Source organism: Paenibacillus sp. S29, from assembly GCF_049319765.1.
GTDB lineage: Bacteria > Bacillota > Bacilli > Paenibacillales > Paenibacillaceae > Paenibacillus > Paenibacillus polymyxa_B.
Genome location: NZ_JBMOUI010000002.1, coordinates 388,544 through 404,699 on the forward strand (window position 1 = coordinate 388,544; position 16,156 = coordinate 404,699).

14 protein-coding genes are annotated in these 16,156 nt (G+C 48.8%); 7 read left to right on the plus strand and 7 right to left on the minus strand.

Features of this window, described 5'->3' with window-relative positions; genetic code table 11:
* Positions 1–7: 7 nt before the first annotated feature.
* Both proB and ACL9RM_RS04860 read right to left on the minus strand, forming a co-directional pair.
* Entirely contained in the window at positions 8–1,213 is a 1,206-nt protein-coding gene (gene proB / locus ACL9RM_RS04855) for a glutamate 5-kinase (RefSeq protein ID WP_069289799.1), read from the minus strand.
* Positions 1,214–1,454: 241 nt separating this feature from the next.
* A complete protein-coding gene (locus tag ACL9RM_RS04860) occupies positions 1,455–2,636 on the minus strand; it encodes a pyridoxal phosphate-dependent aminotransferase (protein ID WP_069289798.1) in 1,182 nt (393 codons plus the stop codon).
* A 176-nt stretch (positions 2,637–2,812) separates the two neighbouring features.
* Between ACL9RM_RS04860 and ACL9RM_RS04865 the strand changes: the two genes are divergently transcribed.
* The 4 genes from ACL9RM_RS04865 (at position 2,813) to ACL9RM_RS04880 (ending at position 5,256) form a co-directional block, all read left to right on the plus strand.
* The gene (locus ACL9RM_RS04865) at positions 2,813–3,631 is read left to right on the plus strand and encodes a carbon-nitrogen family hydrolase (protein WP_069289797.1); all 819 of its coding nucleotides are present in this window, start codon (positions 2,813–2,815) and stop codon (positions 3,629–3,631) included.
* 22 nt (positions 3,632–3,653) lie between these two features.
* Positions 3,654–4,706: an XRE family transcriptional regulator gene (locus tag ACL9RM_RS04870; protein ID WP_414126208.1), complete on the plus strand. Its 1,053-nt coding sequence runs from the start codon at positions 3,654–3,656 to the stop codon at positions 4,704–4,706.
* 3 nt (positions 4,707–4,709) lie between these two features.
* Complete coding sequence (locus ACL9RM_RS04875) at positions 4,710–5,033, plus strand: DUF3592 domain-containing protein (RefSeq protein ID WP_172828235.1); 324 nt, start codon at positions 4,710–4,712, stop codon at positions 5,031–5,033.
* 82 nt (positions 5,034–5,115) lie between these two features.
* The gene (locus tag ACL9RM_RS04880; RefSeq protein ID WP_023989112.1) at positions 5,116–5,256 is read left to right on the plus strand and encodes a hypothetical protein; all 141 of its coding nucleotides are present in this window, start codon (positions 5,116–5,118) and stop codon (positions 5,254–5,256) included.
* Positions 5,257–5,595: 339 nt separating this feature from the next.
* Here the strand turns inward: ACL9RM_RS04880 and ACL9RM_RS04885 are convergent, their stop codons facing one another.
* Positions 5,596–6,513 carry a LysR family transcriptional regulator gene (locus ACL9RM_RS04885; protein WP_069289796.1) on the minus strand — a complete coding sequence of 306 codons (918 nt, stop codon included), beginning with the start codon at positions 6,511–6,513 and terminating at the stop codon, positions 5,596–5,598.
* 239 nt (positions 6,514–6,752) lie between these two features.
* Here ACL9RM_RS04885 and ACL9RM_RS04890 point away from each other — a divergent pair, with 239 nt between their 5' ends.
* The 3 genes from ACL9RM_RS04890 to hydG all read left to right on the plus strand — a co-directional run bounded on the left by ACL9RM_RS04890 (position 6,753) and on the right by hydG (position 11,140).
* A complete protein-coding gene (locus tag ACL9RM_RS04890; RefSeq protein WP_414126209.1) occupies positions 6,753–8,369 on the plus strand; it encodes an alkaline phosphatase in 1,617 nt (538 codons plus the stop codon).
* A gap of 250 nt (positions 8,370–8,619) precedes the next feature.
* Positions 8,620–9,678 (plus strand): [FeFe] hydrogenase H-cluster radical SAM maturase HydE, encoded by a 1,059-nt coding sequence (gene hydE / locus ACL9RM_RS04895; RefSeq protein ID WP_223822128.1) that lies wholly within the window; start codon positions 8,620–8,622, stop codon positions 9,676–9,678.
* Positions 9,679–9,727: 49 nt separating this feature from the next.
* Positions 9,728–11,140 carry a [FeFe] hydrogenase H-cluster radical SAM maturase HydG gene (gene hydG, locus ACL9RM_RS04900; RefSeq protein ID WP_013310651.1) on the plus strand — a complete coding sequence of 471 codons (1,413 nt, stop codon included), beginning with the start codon at positions 9,728–9,730 and terminating at the stop codon, positions 11,138–11,140.
* A gap of 147 nt (positions 11,141–11,287) precedes the next feature.
* On the opposite strand, the gene hydF is transcribed toward hydG, so the two are convergent.
* The 4 genes from hydF to ACL9RM_RS04920 all read right to left on the minus strand — a co-directional run bounded on the left by hydF (position 11,288) and on the right by ACL9RM_RS04920 (position 16,134).
* A complete protein-coding gene (hydF, locus tag ACL9RM_RS04905; RefSeq protein ID WP_250268689.1) occupies positions 11,288–12,541 on the minus strand; it encodes a [FeFe] hydrogenase H-cluster maturation GTPase HydF in 1,254 nt (417 codons plus the stop codon).
* Positions 12,528–13,976: an aspartate ammonia-lyase gene (locus ACL9RM_RS04910; protein ID WP_250268688.1), complete on the minus strand. Its 1,449-nt coding sequence runs from the start codon at positions 13,974–13,976 to the stop codon at positions 12,528–12,530. Before ACL9RM_RS04910 ends, hydF begins: the two co-directional genes overlap by 14 nt.
* Positions 13,973–14,563, minus strand: a complete 591-nt coding sequence (locus ACL9RM_RS04915; RefSeq protein WP_013310648.1) for a 4Fe-4S dicluster domain-containing protein — start codon at positions 14,561–14,563, stop codon at positions 13,973–13,975. The genes ACL9RM_RS04910 and ACL9RM_RS04915 overlap by 4 nt, the downstream gene beginning before the upstream one ends.
* Before the next feature lie 65 nt (positions 14,564–14,628).
* Entirely contained in the window at positions 14,629–16,134 is a 1,506-nt protein-coding gene (locus ACL9RM_RS04920; RefSeq protein ID WP_250268687.1) for a [FeFe] hydrogenase, group A, read from the minus strand.
* Positions 16,135–16,156: the final 22 nt, after the last annotated feature.

Sequence of the window (16,156 nt, forward strand, 5' to 3'; positions counted from 1 at the left end):
GGCCTCCCTACATACATAATGTAATCCATTCATCCCTGTGGATCACCTCAAGCCGGTGAATGGGACCAATTTTGCCCACAACCTCGCCGCTGGGTAATCCTTGTACATTTCGGAGCTGTTCATCGTCATAATTGACGATGCCGCGTCCTAACACTTTATTTTCCGGTCCGAGCACCTCAACGACATCTCCGGCATGAAAGCTGCCCTCGACACGTCGTACGCCAACCGGAAGTAGACTGTGTCCTCCGTGAACCAACGCTTCCTCAGCCCCTTCATCTACATGCACCGCGCCCAGAGGGGTGGACATAAATCCAAGCCACTGTTTTTTCATCGGAAGTGAAGAGAGGTGGGTGTCAAAATAAGTTCCCGGTCCGTGTCCTTCGACGGCTGCGTCTAGATCACCATTCGCGCTTACGCGTCCCACATATACAGGTACACCGCCGCGTGTAGCGACTTTGGCAGCTTCGATCTTGGATCGCATGCCGCCAGTACCTACAGACGATCCAGAACCTCCAGCTAATGCATAAATCTCCTCTGTAATTTCTTCGATACGTTCAAAACGTACGGCATTCGGATGCTTGCGCGGATCTGCCGTATATACGCCATCGGTGTCCGTAATGATAATCAGATGCTGAGCTTTGACCAGATTGGCAACCAGCGCGGACAGCATATCGTTATCGCCGAATTTCAATTCGTCAATCGATACAGTATCATTTTCGTTAAAGATCGGGATAACCTGCTGGCGCAGCAATTCTTCTACGGTCATTCCGGCATTATTCATCCGTTTGCGGCTCAAAAAGTCACTACGGGTTAGCAGAACCTGCGCGATCACTAGGTCAAAATCTTTAAAAGCCTGCTCATAGGCCTGCATGAGAAGAGCTTGGCCAACAGCCGCTGCCGCCTGCTTTTCATGCAATAGCTTAGGGCGAAACGGGTACCCAATCTCCCTGAATCCGGCGGCTACTGCGCCTGATGTAACCAGCAGCACTTCATGACCTTTTGCACGAAGCAAGCTGATTTCCCGGGCAAAATAAGCGATGGCTTCCCGATTCAAACCACCTTCCACTCCAGTCAGAGAGCTGCTTCCGATTTTAATGACGATTCGTGTTGACAAGACGTCCACTTCCTTAATTTTACTCTTTTTAATGCAAAAAAACTTCCATCCTTTGTATGCAAAGGACGAAAGTTTGTGCTTCCGCGGTACCACCTTCATTGATGATTCATGATCATCCCACTTGAAACCTGTTAACGGCAGGGACCGCCTGATTGCGCAGGGCGCTCGGGGATAGGAGTTGGGAGAGAGTCCAGGTAAATTCTTGCAGCCTATCGGAATTTACTCTCTGAACAGGACCGAGTCTCTCTTAATAGTCCCTTCAACGCGCTAAATGATATTGGATACAGAATACCACGAAAAGACCAGGTTTGGCAAAGAAGTTGTAGCTGGAAAATTCGGCTTAACCAAACAGGTTTAGCTTGCCAATTCGATCAGCCGCCTCGGTCAGTCGAGCTTCTGAGCTCAGCAGCCCCGCTCGCACATATCCTTCGCCGCCGCTTCCGAAGCCGATCCCTGGAGCGACAGCCACCTTGGCTTCCCGCAACAGCAGATCGGCAAAAGAAGCCGAAGTATAGCCCTGCGGCACAGGCAGCCAACTGAAAAAGGAGCCGCTTGGGCGCGTCGCCTTCCAGCCTATTTGCCCAAGTGCATCATAAAAAGCGTTACGGCGTGATTCATAGCGGGCTACCAGCTCGCCTACGCAGTTCTGCGAGGCCGTCAGGGCTGTCGCCGCTGCTGCCTGAATGCCGCCAAACAAGCTTACATAAATATGATCCTGTAGCAGATTAATCATCGAGATGATTTCGGCATTACCGAGCGCGAAACCAACACGCCAGCCCGCCATATTGTACGTTTTGGACAAGGTATAGAACTCAATTCCCACGTCTTTAGCACCCTCTGCCTGGAGGAAGCTCACCGGACGTTCGCCATCAAATCCAATAGCGCCATAGGCGAAATCACTGGCAACCACAATACCGTTACGTTGCGCGAATTCAACCGTATCCTCGTAAAAAGAAAGTGGGGCCGTTGCCGAGGTTGGATTATTCGGATAGTTAAGGAACATTAACTTGGCGCGGCGGCGTTCTTCCTCGGAAATGGCTTCATAATCGGGCAGAAAACGGTTCTCCTCCTTTAATGGGAGAAAAGACATTTCCGCTTTAGCCAAGGCTACGCCAGACCAGTAGTCCGGGTAGCCGGGATCAGGGACGAGACACACATCGCCGGGATTGAGTAAGACTTGCGGCAGCTGAACCAAACCCGTTTTTCCGCCAAACAGGATGGCGACCTCGGTTTCAGGGTTGAGCGTCACACCGTAATCCTCCTGATAGCGCTGGGCAACGGCTTCCTTGAGAAAGCTGTAACCGCGAAATGGCGAATATTTATGATACAGCGGGTTATCCGCTGATTCCTGCAAAGCTTTTACAATATGAGAAGGAGTGGGGGTGTCCGGGTTCCCTTGTCCGAGATTAATGACATCATGTCCCGCCGCAATTTCACGGTTTACATTTTGTACAAGTGTGGCAAAAAATTGAGTAGGTAACTGTTTCATGACGTCAGCGGAGGGAATAGAAAAATGAGTCATCAATACACACGACCTTTTGGAATAGTTTAAGAAATAATCTATCACGATTTTACCGAGTTGTATAGGAGGAATTAAGCTTGCATAGTTGCGTAATCCAGACTGATCGGGCTATGATGGGGGAAAATACCGGATAATGGGTCGCGGAAAGCTCCGGCTCACAAGGAGGATGAAGGATTTTGACGTATCAGGAAGCTCAGCCGTTCAGTGTTGCACTCATACAAGCTCATATAGAGATAGGAAATCCCCCGGAAAACCGCAGTCATATCCGAGCTTTAATGGAACAAGCGATGAAAACCGAACTAAAGCCGGATCTGATTGTCCTGCCGGAAATGTGGAATACGGGCTATGCCTTGGATCGCATTCATGAGCTGGCGGACAAGGAAGGGACGGAGACTCGGGCATGGATAGCAGCATTCGCCGCTACCCATCAAGTGAACGTAGTAGCTGGGTCAATCGCAGAGAAAAAAAGCGACGGTCATGTGTATAATACGATGCTCGTTTTTGACCGCACAGGCAGAGAGGTTGCTTCGTATTCCAAAATTCATCTATTCCGACTTATGGATGAAGAAAAATATTTGCAGCCTGGCGAAGAAAAGGTTTTATTCGCACTGGATGGCGGTATTCAGGCAGGTGCGTCAATCTGCTATGATATCCGTTTTCCTGAACTAGCCCGAAGTTTGGCCTTGTCGGGCGCAAATTTGCTGATCGTACCCGCGGAATGGCCTCATCCCCGGCTTCATCACTGGCGTACCTTGCTGACCGCACGTGCTATAGAAAATCAAATGTATGTCATTGCTTGTAACCGGGTAGGTCGCAGCGGAGATACTGATTTCTTCGGGCATTCGCTTATTATTGATCCATGGGGAGAAATCATTGCTGAGGGCGGAGAGCAGGAGGAGATTCTCACAGGAACAATTGAGTCTGTCTTGGTGCAGGACGTGCGTGGTCGTATTCCGGTGTTTGAAGATCGGCGTCCCTCACTGTATGACCGATAATCAGTGCAGAAAGGAATACTCCATGCTTAAGGAACGCATTGATTTTTTGTGTAAAAAGAAAAACTTGTCCCGTAAAGAGCTGGTAGACGGGCTGGTGACACCCGCACATTTTGCGAATATACTGGCTGACCGTTACCCGTTGGCAGAGGATCTGGCCGAGCAAATTGCTGGGCGTTTAGGTGTAAACCCATCCTACCTCTTGCGTGAAGCGGCAGAGGATGAGGAGACGCTGGCTACAGCGGATAAGATTTTCACAGAGCTGTCCAAGCTGGCTAATCCTGCCACGGAAAGCTATGTGGATCAGCTGGAGGATCGCAACGATTCGCTTGTGGTGGAAATGACGACTTATTTGATGAAGGCCGTATATTACCAGCAATTAAATGACCCAACGGCCTATGAATATTTACATCAGACCTATTTAAATTTTTATTTGGAGAAGTTTGGCCGTTCGGATGAGGTGGAGCTGCCCGCACCGCTAAAAAAAGCAATTTTATTTTATAAAATCCAGTATTTCCGCTCTAAAAATCATTATTATGATGTGCTGAATAACGTTACGCAGCTAAAACGTCTGGTGGAAGAGGGGACGGAAAACTGGCTGAATGCGCAAAACATTATGATGGAGGCCTGTATTCAGGTCAAGCAATTTGATCAGGCGAAGCAGGTATTCGAGCAGACGATGCGCAGGGTATATGATGATCGGCTTTTTCACCGTTTGACGGGCCTGTATGTGGCTTACAGCGGATATTGTTTTGCCATGGGTTCTGTACAGGAAGCACTGTTAACGTTGTCTATGGCTGAGGCCAATTTGGTGTATTTGGAAAATGCACCAGATATGCTCACGACCATCCTGAACAACCGTATTATTATGCTAACATCGATTGGCGAGCTGGATAAGGCTTTGGAGGAAGTAGCACGTTTTGAAGCGCTGATGGGCCGGGAGCGGGAGGAAATGCAGCAGATGATGCTACCTGTTACGCTGATATATCGCTGTGAAATCGTATTTACCCGGAAAAACTGGGGGCTGTTGTCACAGCATTTGGATCAGCTTCGCCAAACCAATCTGACAATAGATTAGCAAATGGTCAAGCAGGGCGTATCGCCTGAACTGTTGGAAGTTGCCAAAACCGGTGAGCAGGCATATGCGAAGGTGCTGGATGTCACACCCATGGGGGAAGCAGGACCTAATAAAATTAAGCTTCAGTTTAAGCTCAGTGTAACGAAAAACAACGGCGATACATTTAATGTAACCACGCAAAAGGATGTTTTTTCTTCCCAACTATCCAAACTGCAGCAGGGAAGTATTATAGAGGTCATTTATTCACCTCAAGATCCTTCAAAATTAGTCTTTAAAACACAAGTGAGTGAAGCCGAGGTACAGCAAGCATTTGGTTCTTCTCGATAATAAAAAAGTTTTTCGATACCTGTTTCAGATACAGCCCATAGGTGTATTATAATAGTATCCCGACACCAGGAGGTTGATAACGATGGATAACCAAAGTAGATCCGAACTGGCGAATAGGGATGGCCTGTCACGGCCGAGAGGCTTAAATAGACAGGTTGTCGGAAACAATTATGAAATGGGCTATGATCAGGATAAAAGTCCACCAGATTTAGGGAGACCCTGATCACAAAAAGGCGAGGACAGGCACTTTGGGATCACACAGCACATTGGAACTGAGGTAGGACACTCTTGGGAGACCAAGGCTAGAGACCTTAAGGAAAGAAGTGATGCGGGATGGATAAAGTGGAGTTTCCGAGCAAGCGTAAAGTAATCAGGCCAGGCTGACATGAAATTCAAATGAACATGAAATGTGGTTCGTTGAAGACAGATGGAAGCAACATCGCAACAGTGTAATCGAACCCGTAAAGTAAATGAAGTATTGAAAGTATAGGGGTGAAGCCCCGGGACCGCCTTCTTCTCTGGCTTTGGCTAGGGAGGAAGACGGTCCTTTTCACATTCGAAGCTACTTTTGAGAAAGTTGCTCGACCGTTTCTCGGAAGGTATCAATAAAGGCTTCGGCAGCTTTAGACAAATAACGTCCGTTTCGGTAAGCAATGGCCAGGGTACGGCTAGGGGTAGGTTCGGCGAGTGGCAATAATGCTGGAACAAACTCGCTGCTGGCGGCCCGGGCGATAAAACGGGGGACGAGTGTCACTCCCATACCTGTCGCTACGAGCGATTGGAGCGTCTCCATATTAGTGCTCTCAAACACCACATTAGGTTCAAAGCCCGCTTGATGACACAAATCCATCGTCAGCTTGCGAAAGCCTTGCCCTTTTTTCAGCACGACAAAAGGCTCATCTTTCAGTTCTTCCATATGCACAGGCTGCGGATGGCCTCCTTTTTTACGCAGGGCTAGGGGGTGACCTGGAGGAACGGCAAGATCAATCCACTCTTCACCGATGGGCACATAGGAAAGTGTAGGTTCAACTAATGGAAGAGATAGCAGGCTGAGATCTGTATCCCCACTGGCAGTTTTTTTCTCCAGATTCATGGATGAATCCTCGACTAACACGATTTCAATGTCCGGATGAGCCTTCTTGAATACAGGCAGCACATGCGGCAGCAAATGAGAACCTGTGATAGGCATACTGCCAACCACAACCTTCCCTTTTCGCAGTTGAGAAATGTCGTCCATTTCCTGCCGGAGCTGCTCGACTGCATCGACTATTTTTTTTGCCTTTTCTACAAAGCTTGCTCCTGCATGTGTTAATTCCACCGTGCTGGTGTTGCGTTGAAATAAAAGTACCCCAAGTTCTTTTTCCAGTTTGGATAATTGTTGGCTCAAAGAGGGCTGAGCAATATGCAGTTTTTCTGCTGCACGTGAGAAGTTTTTTTCCGCTGCAATTTGCAGGGTGTACTGAAGCTGTCTGAATTCCATCGAATTTTGCGCCCCTTGTCTTATAAGTTTTACCTATTACATCATAGACTGATTATACAATAATAAAATGAAATTCCCAATCTTAACGAATCTCATGTGTCACAAGTTTTATATAGATGAAGCGTTTTTATACAAATAGAGTCTTTTAATACAGATAAGCAATCCATTTAACATTCTCCTGATAAAATGTGATTAATCTTAGTTCTGGTTGTACAAAAAAGTATCTGGGAGGAAAATGAATGCTAAAATGTTGGGGGATACATACGAAAAAATCGGTGGCTGCACTCGTAGCGACTATGATGCTAGCAGTAAGCGGTGGGACGGCGATGGCAGTCGAAAAGGACACGTCGATTAAAAACGTAATTATTTTGATTCCAGACGGTATGGCTAATGACGCCACTGCACTGGCTAGATGGTACAAAGGCTCCTCCTTAACTTTAGACAGTATGGCAAGCGGCATGGTGCGTACGCATTCTGCGGATGCTCCAATTGCTGATTCTGCTCCAGCGGGTACTGCTTTTGCCACAGGATATAAATCACATACTGGGTATGTAGGTGTCCTTCCTGATGAAGCGACAATGCCTGGACAACAACCCATTGCAGCGGGTGACGCCAAGAAGCCTGTAGCTTCCATTCTTGAGGCTTCCAAGCTGGCAGGAAAATCGACCGGAGTTATTGCGACTTCCGAGATTATGCATGCGACACCAGCTGATTTTACCGCACATTATCCTGATCGTAAAAATTATGATGCACTCAGCATGCAGCAAGCCTACAACGGGGTTGACGTAGTGTTAGGTGGAGGCGGCAAGTTTTTGGAGGCAGCAGGGCGTAAAGATGGCCAAGATTTGGTAGCCCAAATTAAAGACCAGGGTTATGACTTTGTCACGACACCTGAAGGGTTGAAAAAATCGACCTCCAGCAAGCTCTGGGGCAGCTTTTCTCCCGAAGCCCTTGCGTATAACCTGGATCGCGATGCATCCAAGGAACCTAGTCTGGCGGAAATGACATCGAAAGCAATTGATGTGTTGTCCAAAAACGATAAAGGCTTCTTCTTAATGGTAGAAGGCAGTAAAGTGGATTGGGCCGCCCATGCAAATGATCCAACTGGAATTATCAGTGACGTGCTTTCATTTGACGATGCAGTGAAAGTTGCTGTGGATTACGCCAAACAAAACCAAAATACAGTCGTCGTAGCAGTGACAGACCACGGAAATGGTGGATTGACGATTGGTAGCAGCGATACAACTAGCAATTATGATAAAACACCTTTAGCTTCTCTTATAGACCCGCTGAAAAAAGCGAAGCTGACGGGCGAAGGCTTGGAAGCCAAGCTGAATGCAGATCGCAGCAATATTAAAGAGGTGCTTTCCACATATTTTGGCATCACCGATTTGACAGACGAAGAAGTAAAAACCATTAAAGATGCCAAAGAAGGCAGCATGAGCTATGCTGTCGGACCGATCATTAGCAAACGTGCGAATATTGGCTGGACTACAGGCGGACATACAGGAGGCGATGTCGTGTTGTACACGTATGCACCGAACGGAGACCGTCCAACCGGTGTAATTGACAATACAGATGTCAATAAATATATGACACGTGTGCTTGGACTGGATTTGGATACGGTCAGCAAGCAGTTGTTTGTTCCTGCAAAAGCCGCTTTTGAAGCTAAAGGAGCCAAGTTTACTGCGGACACGAAAGTCATTACAGTGACCCAAGGCAGTAACAAGCTGGAGCTTCCAGTATACAAAAATATAGCTACGCTGAATGGTAAAAATACCACGCTCAACGGTGTAGTTGTATTTAACGGCGTTGATTATTTTGTACCCCAGCAGGCGATTGATTTGATTCAGTAGTAGGCAGAACCATCGACAAGGGCTGTTTCTTCCTTTAGAGGAAGAGACAGCTTTTTTGTGTATTGATATAAATGTGTATTTTTTGGGGCAGAAGTTGGAGGTGGTTTTTATAAAATGGGATTTTTTGTGAAACTAATCACGTTACAACCTCTCCGATATTGCTAGAATAATACATGTACGGTACAAGCCGCTGATGATGTGAAGTCCGGATGGACGAGGGAAGAAGGGATGAGTCACGGACGAATTATTACTGCGTCTAGCTGACGGCAAGGAATGGACGCATACGGAAATGATGGAGCTGCTGACACGTCTGGATGATGAGCCGACGCTACGGGCTCAACTGAGACACCTGGCAGCTCGCACCAAATTGGAGCGCTATGGCAAAGGTGTTTTTTTACGGGGATTAATTGAATTCTCCAGTATATGTCGTCAGGACTGCATGTACTGTGGGCTGCGCGCTTCGAATAAACAGGCAGATCGTTACCGTTTGCAGCCAGAAGAAATTCTGGCCTGTTGTGCGGAGGGGTATGAACTCGGTTATCGGACCTTTGTGCTGCAAAGTGGGGAAGATTACTGGTTTACAGCAGCCCGGCTGACGAAATTGATTCGGGAAATTAAAAGCCGTTTTGCGGATGTGGCGGTTACATTGTCCATCGGTGAACGGGATGATGAAACTTATGAGCAATTATACGAGGCTGGCGCGGACCGTTTTTTGCTGCGGCATGAGACAGCTTCTCCCCATTTGTACGCCAAGCTGCATCCGACGATGACGATGGAAAGCAGGCGCAGCCGTCTGCTGGCTTTGCAACGAATCGGTTTTCAGATCGGGGCCGGATGTATGGTGGGGTTACCAGGACAAACGAATAGTGAATTAGCAGACGATTTGGTCTATCTACACAGCCTGTCACCAGATATGATCGGGATTGGTCCCTTTTTACCGCATAGCAACACGCCGCTTCGGGATGCCAGTCAGGGGAGCATGGAAAAGGCACTCGATATTATTTCGTTATCCCGATTGGTCGTTCCAGATGCACTTATTCCGGCGTCTACGGCAATGGGAACGATTCATCCCCAAGGCAGGGAGAAGGCGCTTCAGGCGGGAGCGAATGTAGTGATGCCCAATTTGTCGCCACTGGCGGTGAGACCTAAGTACGCGATTTATGAGAATAAAATATGTTTGGGCGATGAGTCTGCCCAATGTCGACATTGCCTGGAACTGCGGATTCGCGGAGCGGGATTTGAAGTCGATATGGGGCGCGGCGATAGTTTGAGGGTGCAACGACAGCTTATGAGACAGGAAACTTTGTGAGGCCATAACGGAAACATTGCAGTAACCATAAATAAGGAGATGGGTATACGTGAGTGGAGTACGAGAGAAAGTGTCGGCGGATTTTATTAATGAAGCAGAGATTATGGCGGCAGTGGAGCAGGGGAAACAAGAGGCAACAGATCGACACCGTATTTTAGAAATTTTAGAAAAGGGGAGAGCCTGCCGGGGACTGAGTGCGAGTGAAGCGGCGGCTCTTTTGCATGTGGATGATCCTGAATTATTGGAAGAGATGTTCAAATCTTCGAGGGCAGTCAAAGAACAAATTTATGGCAACCGGATTGTGCTGTTCGCCCCTTTATATGTAAGCAACCACTGCGTGAATAACTGTGAATATTGTGGTTATAAACATACCAATGACAGCTTTACTCGTAGCCGTCTGACACCGGAGGAATTGGTGGAGGAGGTTAGAGTGCTTCAAGAACTGGGACACAAGCGGCTCGTGCTGGAAGCGGGGGAAGACCCAGTCCATTGTCCCATTGACTATATCGTCGATTGTCTGCGTCAGATCTATGAGGTCAAGGTAGATAACGGCAGCATACGGCGGATCAATGTGAATATTGCATCCACAACCGAGGAGGACTATCGGAAGCTGGCAGAGGTGGGCATTGGTACGTATATTTTATTTCAGGAAACGTATCATCGGGAAAGCTATCGTAAATTCCACCTACAGGGACCAAAGCGGGACTTTGATTGGCACACCACCGCAATGGACAGAGCCATGCGTGCGGGTATAGATGATGTGGGAATCGGTGTGTTGTACGGCTTGTATGATTTCCGCTATGAGACCGTCGCGATGCTGAAACATGCTGAGCACTTGGAAGAAGCCTTTGGCTGCGGCCCTCATACGGTTTCAGTTCCACGATTGCGTCCGGCTGAAAATGTAGATCTGGAGCGATATCCGTACCTGGTCAACGATGAGGATTTTATGAAAATTGTATCCGTTCTTCGACTGGCTGTTCCTTATGCTGGCATGATCCTGTCCACTCGCGAGGAGCCAGAATATAGGGACCGCGTCATTGGTCTAGGCGTGTCGCAGATTAGTGCAGGTTCAGCTACAGGCGTAGGGGCATATGCAAAACAGGAAACTGATGATAAACCTCAATTTGAGGTGGGGGATCATCGCTCACCATCGGAAATTATTAAAAGTTTGTGCCGTGGCGGATATATGCCGAGCTATTGCACAGCTTGCTACCGTGAGGGGCGAACAGGAGATCGTTTCATGGAGCTTGCCAAATCAGGACAAATTCATAATGTGTGCCAGCCGAATTCGCTGCTGACCTTCCAAGAATATCTGCTGGATTATGGGGATGAGGAGGCGCGTGAACTGGGAGCTGCCGCTCTGCGAGAGAATCTGGAGCGTATACCACGTGAATCGACGCGCCGTTTGACGCTTGACAGACTGGAACGACTGGAAGCAGGCGAGCGTGATTTGTATTTTTAGCAATTTATATTATTCGTAGTATCATTTCACGCTATGAAAATTCTCATGATTTATAATAGAACTTGAAAATGAAAAGCAGTCGCGTTGGAATCAGCGCGACTGCTTTTGTGTGTCTGGAAAAAAATATTAATGATGAGATGAGGTCTTTTAGGAATAACTGCCGGCTTCTACAGCTTGCTCCCATGCCAGCATAGCAGATGGGAAGCATTCAATAGCACGGGGAAAGACCCCCTGTACATAAGCGATGAAAATACCATAGTTCACAATCGGCACCCCGGCAGCTTTTGTTTCCGACATTCGATGAAGCATCGTACGCCGATTGAGCATGCATGCACCGCAATGAATAACCAGTGCGTATTCGCTCAGATCATCAGGGAAGCTGGAGCCGGATGCATGCTCGATGATGAGACGTTTGCCTATCGTTTGGCGGAGCCAGCGGGGAATTTTCACTCGACCAATATCGTCAGATTGGCATTGGTGAGTGCAGGCTTCGGCAATGAGTACACGGTCTCCATCCTTGAGGCGATCAATGGCTCTTGCACCTCGTACCAGTTCGTCCAGATCGCCTTTATGACGGGCAAACAGGATGGAAAAAGAGGTAAGAGGCACATCCTTGGGCGTGTCGGCCGCTACTTTCATAAAAACCTGTGAATCGGTAATGACCAAGCGAGGCTTGCGTCCCAATCTCTCTAGCGTCAATCGTAGTTCATGTTCTTTGGTCACTACAGCGATGGCATCACTCTCTAGTGTATCGCGGATTGTTTGCTGCTGTGGCAGGATCAATCGGCCTTTTGGTGCAGCTTTGTCGATGGGAACGACCAGCACAACAACATCGCCGGGTGACAACAGGTCACCGACGATACGGAAACGATCCTCGTTTTGAGGGAGCGTATTAGTAATAGCTTTTTTCAGTTCCGTGTCTCCCCAAAGCAAAGATGCACTGAAAGGAATCAGGGTGAGATCCAGTTCAGTTGCCAGCTTTGTAGCCGTTTTATCTGATTCAGTAAGGGTATCTATCTTATTCAATACCCCAATAACAGGAATCTTTTTGGTGCGGAGCTTTTCGAGTAGCTCATGCTCGAATGGTCCGACACCAACGGTGGCGTCGATAACGAGCAAGGCCAAGTCTGTACTATTAAGTATTTCGAGCGTTTTGTTGCGGCGCAGCTCCCCGATCTCACCCTCATCGTCCAGTCCGGCGGTATCCACCAGAACAATGGGACCCGCTGGGAGCAGCTCCATTGGTTTGAAAACGGGGTCCGTGGTTGTTCCTCCTACAGGAGATACCACAGCGACGGGCTGACCAGTCAGGGTGTTCAGAATGCTGGATTTTCCTGCGTTGCGGCGACCGAGCAGGACGATATGTGGTCGATTGCTACGAGGGGTATCATTCATTCCCATGGTGAGTTCCTTCTTCCTGTCCCGGAATTCCGGGCTTGGTTACTGTATAGGGATGGCATAATTGGTCAATCCGCGAACGGCTCAGTAGGCCACGATCTTCTACAATATCCTCTGGTGCGCGACCTTGCACAATGGCTGCAGATGCAATAGAGGCAGCTTCATCATAGCCAAGCTCCGCGACCAGCGCAGAAGCCATCACGGCTGAGTTACGCAGATTTGTAGTACAGCGTTCCTCACGCACGATCAGGCCGCGCACACATCGCTCCTCGAATAGTCGAACCGCGCTGTTCAGAATATGTAGCGATTCCAGCAGTGATTCGGCAATCAGCGGCAGGAATGCGTTTAGCTCCAACTGACCGGAGGCAGCGGCCATAGTGATAGCCGCATCTTCGGCTATCACACGCATGGCTGTGAGTCCTGCCATTTCAGCTATTACCGGATTGACCTTGCCAGGCATAATAGAGGATCCCGCCTGAACTGGAGGCAGCGTGTATTCGCCAAAACCACCGAAAGGACCAGAGGCCAGTAGGCGAAAATCGCCAGATATTTTGTACAGATTCACGGCAGCTGATTTGAGTAGACCGGACACCTCCACAAAGACATCCATATTTTGAATCGGGTCCATCGGGTGGTCACTGCGACTCAGTCCAAAGCCAGTCTCATCCGCCAGCTTTTCGACCATCCGATAGCTGTATGCGCGGGGCGCGTTCATACCTGTGCCAATCGCCGTGCCCCCAATAGGGATTTCCCGCAGCCGCTCTTCAGCTTTATAGAGACGCCAGCGGTCGCGCGCTATAGCCTTTGCGTAGGCACCAAAGCCCTGCCCGGCCATCATGGGCAGGGCATCCATTAGCTGAGTGCGGCCTAGCTTGAGCAAGTCGGCATATTCTGTTTCTTTGTGCTGTAAAGCATCCTGTAACGAAGACATCGTGTCACATAAAGGCCGAAGCAGCCGTATCGCTGCAATTCGTAGCGCTGTCGGATAGACATCATTCGTCGACTGGCAGCAGTTCACATCATCCAGCGGATGTAAAATCTCATACTGCCCTGGTCTGCCTCCTAGCTGTACGATGGCCAAATTAGTAATGACCTCATTTACATTCATATGGGTACTGGTGCCTGCGCCGCCTTGCATGGCATCCACGGTAAACATATGTTGATGCCTCCCGGCGAGTATTTCGTCGCAGGCATTTACAATGGCAGAGGCCCGTTGGGCAGGAATTCGTTTCTGCTCACCATTTACTTGAGCGGCTACTTTTTTTACCAACACAAGAGCGTGGATCAAGTTTTGGTTCACGGGCCTGCCACTGACCGCAAAATTGTTCATCGCGCGTGCAGTGTGAATACCGTAAAAGGCATCTGCGGGAATTTCCATCTCTCCTAGCGCATCCCGCTCGGTTCGTGTATTTGTAGGCAGAGGGAAACCTTCAGTCATAGACCCGTTGCTGGAATGCGTGTCATATGCAGTAGCTGACGTGCACTTGCAGCGCGTTTTTCCTCAACACGGGCGTGAACCAGATCTGGTTCGACCAGCTTGAGGGCTTGTGTTGGACATTTACCAATACAGGCCGGACCGCCGTCCACGCCTTCGCACAAATCACATTTGCTGGCAATCATGCGTTCTTTGGGTTGCAAACGACCTGACATATTGGTATACAATCCGTCCTGCACTACAGGCTGCCCGTTTCGATACTCGGGTACCATGGTAATCGCGCCGTAAGGGCAGGCGATCATGCAGGTTTTACAGCCAATGCAGCTTTCACTATTAATGAGAATGCAGCCATCTGCATTCGTAATGGAGCCGTTCGGACAAGCGTTGGCGCATGGGGCATCCTCACAGTGACGACACTGAACGGGTGCAGTGACTCCAAATGATTTGATAACCTTCAGACGAGGGTGAAAATGAAACTCATCATCCGGCGAGATAAAAGGGTTCTCCGCTGAATGTGCGATGACACATGCGATTTCACAGGTACGACAGCCGATACACTGATCGGGATCAGCTAAAACAAAACGGTTCATACAATTCGACTCCTCTCTAACTAACGACAAATATAATGTATACAGCATAAAAATAACTTAATGTATTAATGAATGGAGTAACCCGTATCCCCTTTGGTGGAAATAGTGCTACTGCGGCTTTGCTTGCCGGGCCCCCGTTGTTGGAAGGTCGTGTGCAGCAGATGATGCGACACATGACCCAGCGGCTCACCTAGAAATTCATCATAAAGTTTGATGATGTGAGGGTTCTCATGCGATTTTCGTACCTGGTGTGCAGCATCATGTCCATAGATGGAGGATTTACGTGCCCGATAAGCTTCAATTCGTTGCTTTTCTAACATGAGCTTGGGTTGTCCCCCTCCGCTGATACATCCAGCAGGGCAGCCCATCACCTCAATAAAATGATAATCACATTCGCCCGCCTGGACACGATCCAATAGCTGATAGGCATGTTGTAGCCCGGCGACGACCGCTACCTTGAGCTGCAGCTTGCCTACCTGAACCTCAGCTACTCGAATGCCTTCCTCACCACGAACAAAATCGAGTTGGAGCTTCGGCAGTTTTTCATTTGTCAGCAGCTCGTAACCTGTACGGATGGCAGCTTCCATGACTCCTCCGGTGACTCCAAAAATGGAGCCTGCACCTGAATATTGTCCTAACGGTGAATCGAATTCTTCATCAGGCAGGTTCGCAAAATCAATTCCGCGCTGCTTGATCCAGTATGCAAGTTCACGCGTGGTCAGTACCTCATCCACATCACGGTAACCGTCAGATTCCATTTCGGGACGATCGCACTCAAATTGTTTACAAGTACATGGCATGATGGCAACGCTGTATATATTCGCAGGTTCCACCTCGTCTAGTTGTGCGCCATAAGATTTGATTAGCGCTCCTAACATTTGCATCGGAGATTTGCAGCTGGATAGATGGTCTAGCAGATCGGGATATTCTATTTCTGCAAATCGGACCCATGCTGGACAGCAGGATGTGAACATGGGTAAGGGACCGCCTTCGGTCACGCGACGAATCAATTCAGTGCCTTCCTCCATGATGGTCACGTCAGCTCCAAAGTTGGTGTCGTATACCCGGTCGAAGCCAAGGCGGCGCAAAGCAGCAGCCATTTTCCCAGGCGTCAAGGTGCCGAACGGCATTCCGAATTCCTCCGCGAGTGAAACACGAATGGCAGGAGCACATTGGACGATCCGAAACTGTCCAGGTTTGGTCATCATATCGGCTACCTTATTCAAGTTGTAGCTATAATAGGCAGCGAATAGCGGCTCTCTGATGTCGGCAGGCATATCGCGTTCTTGGATACGTTCCAGCCGTCTAGCGGCGCCTTCCTGTGAAGATGAACCTGCCCAGTCAGATGCGTATACGCTGCATATTTGTACACATTGACCGCAAATAACACATCGGTCTGCATTAACGGTTTGCGGTTCTCCGGGCAGTCCCTCTATGGCATCTACTGGACAAACCCCAGCACAACGTCTGCATCCCGTGCAGAGCGTAGGGTCAATATGAATGACAGGGTCTGTGCAATCAGTCGTCTTCATACAAGGAGGTGAAGAGATCTTGTCTATTGTGGTTGACATGTTTTTCTACCTTTCTGCGGCT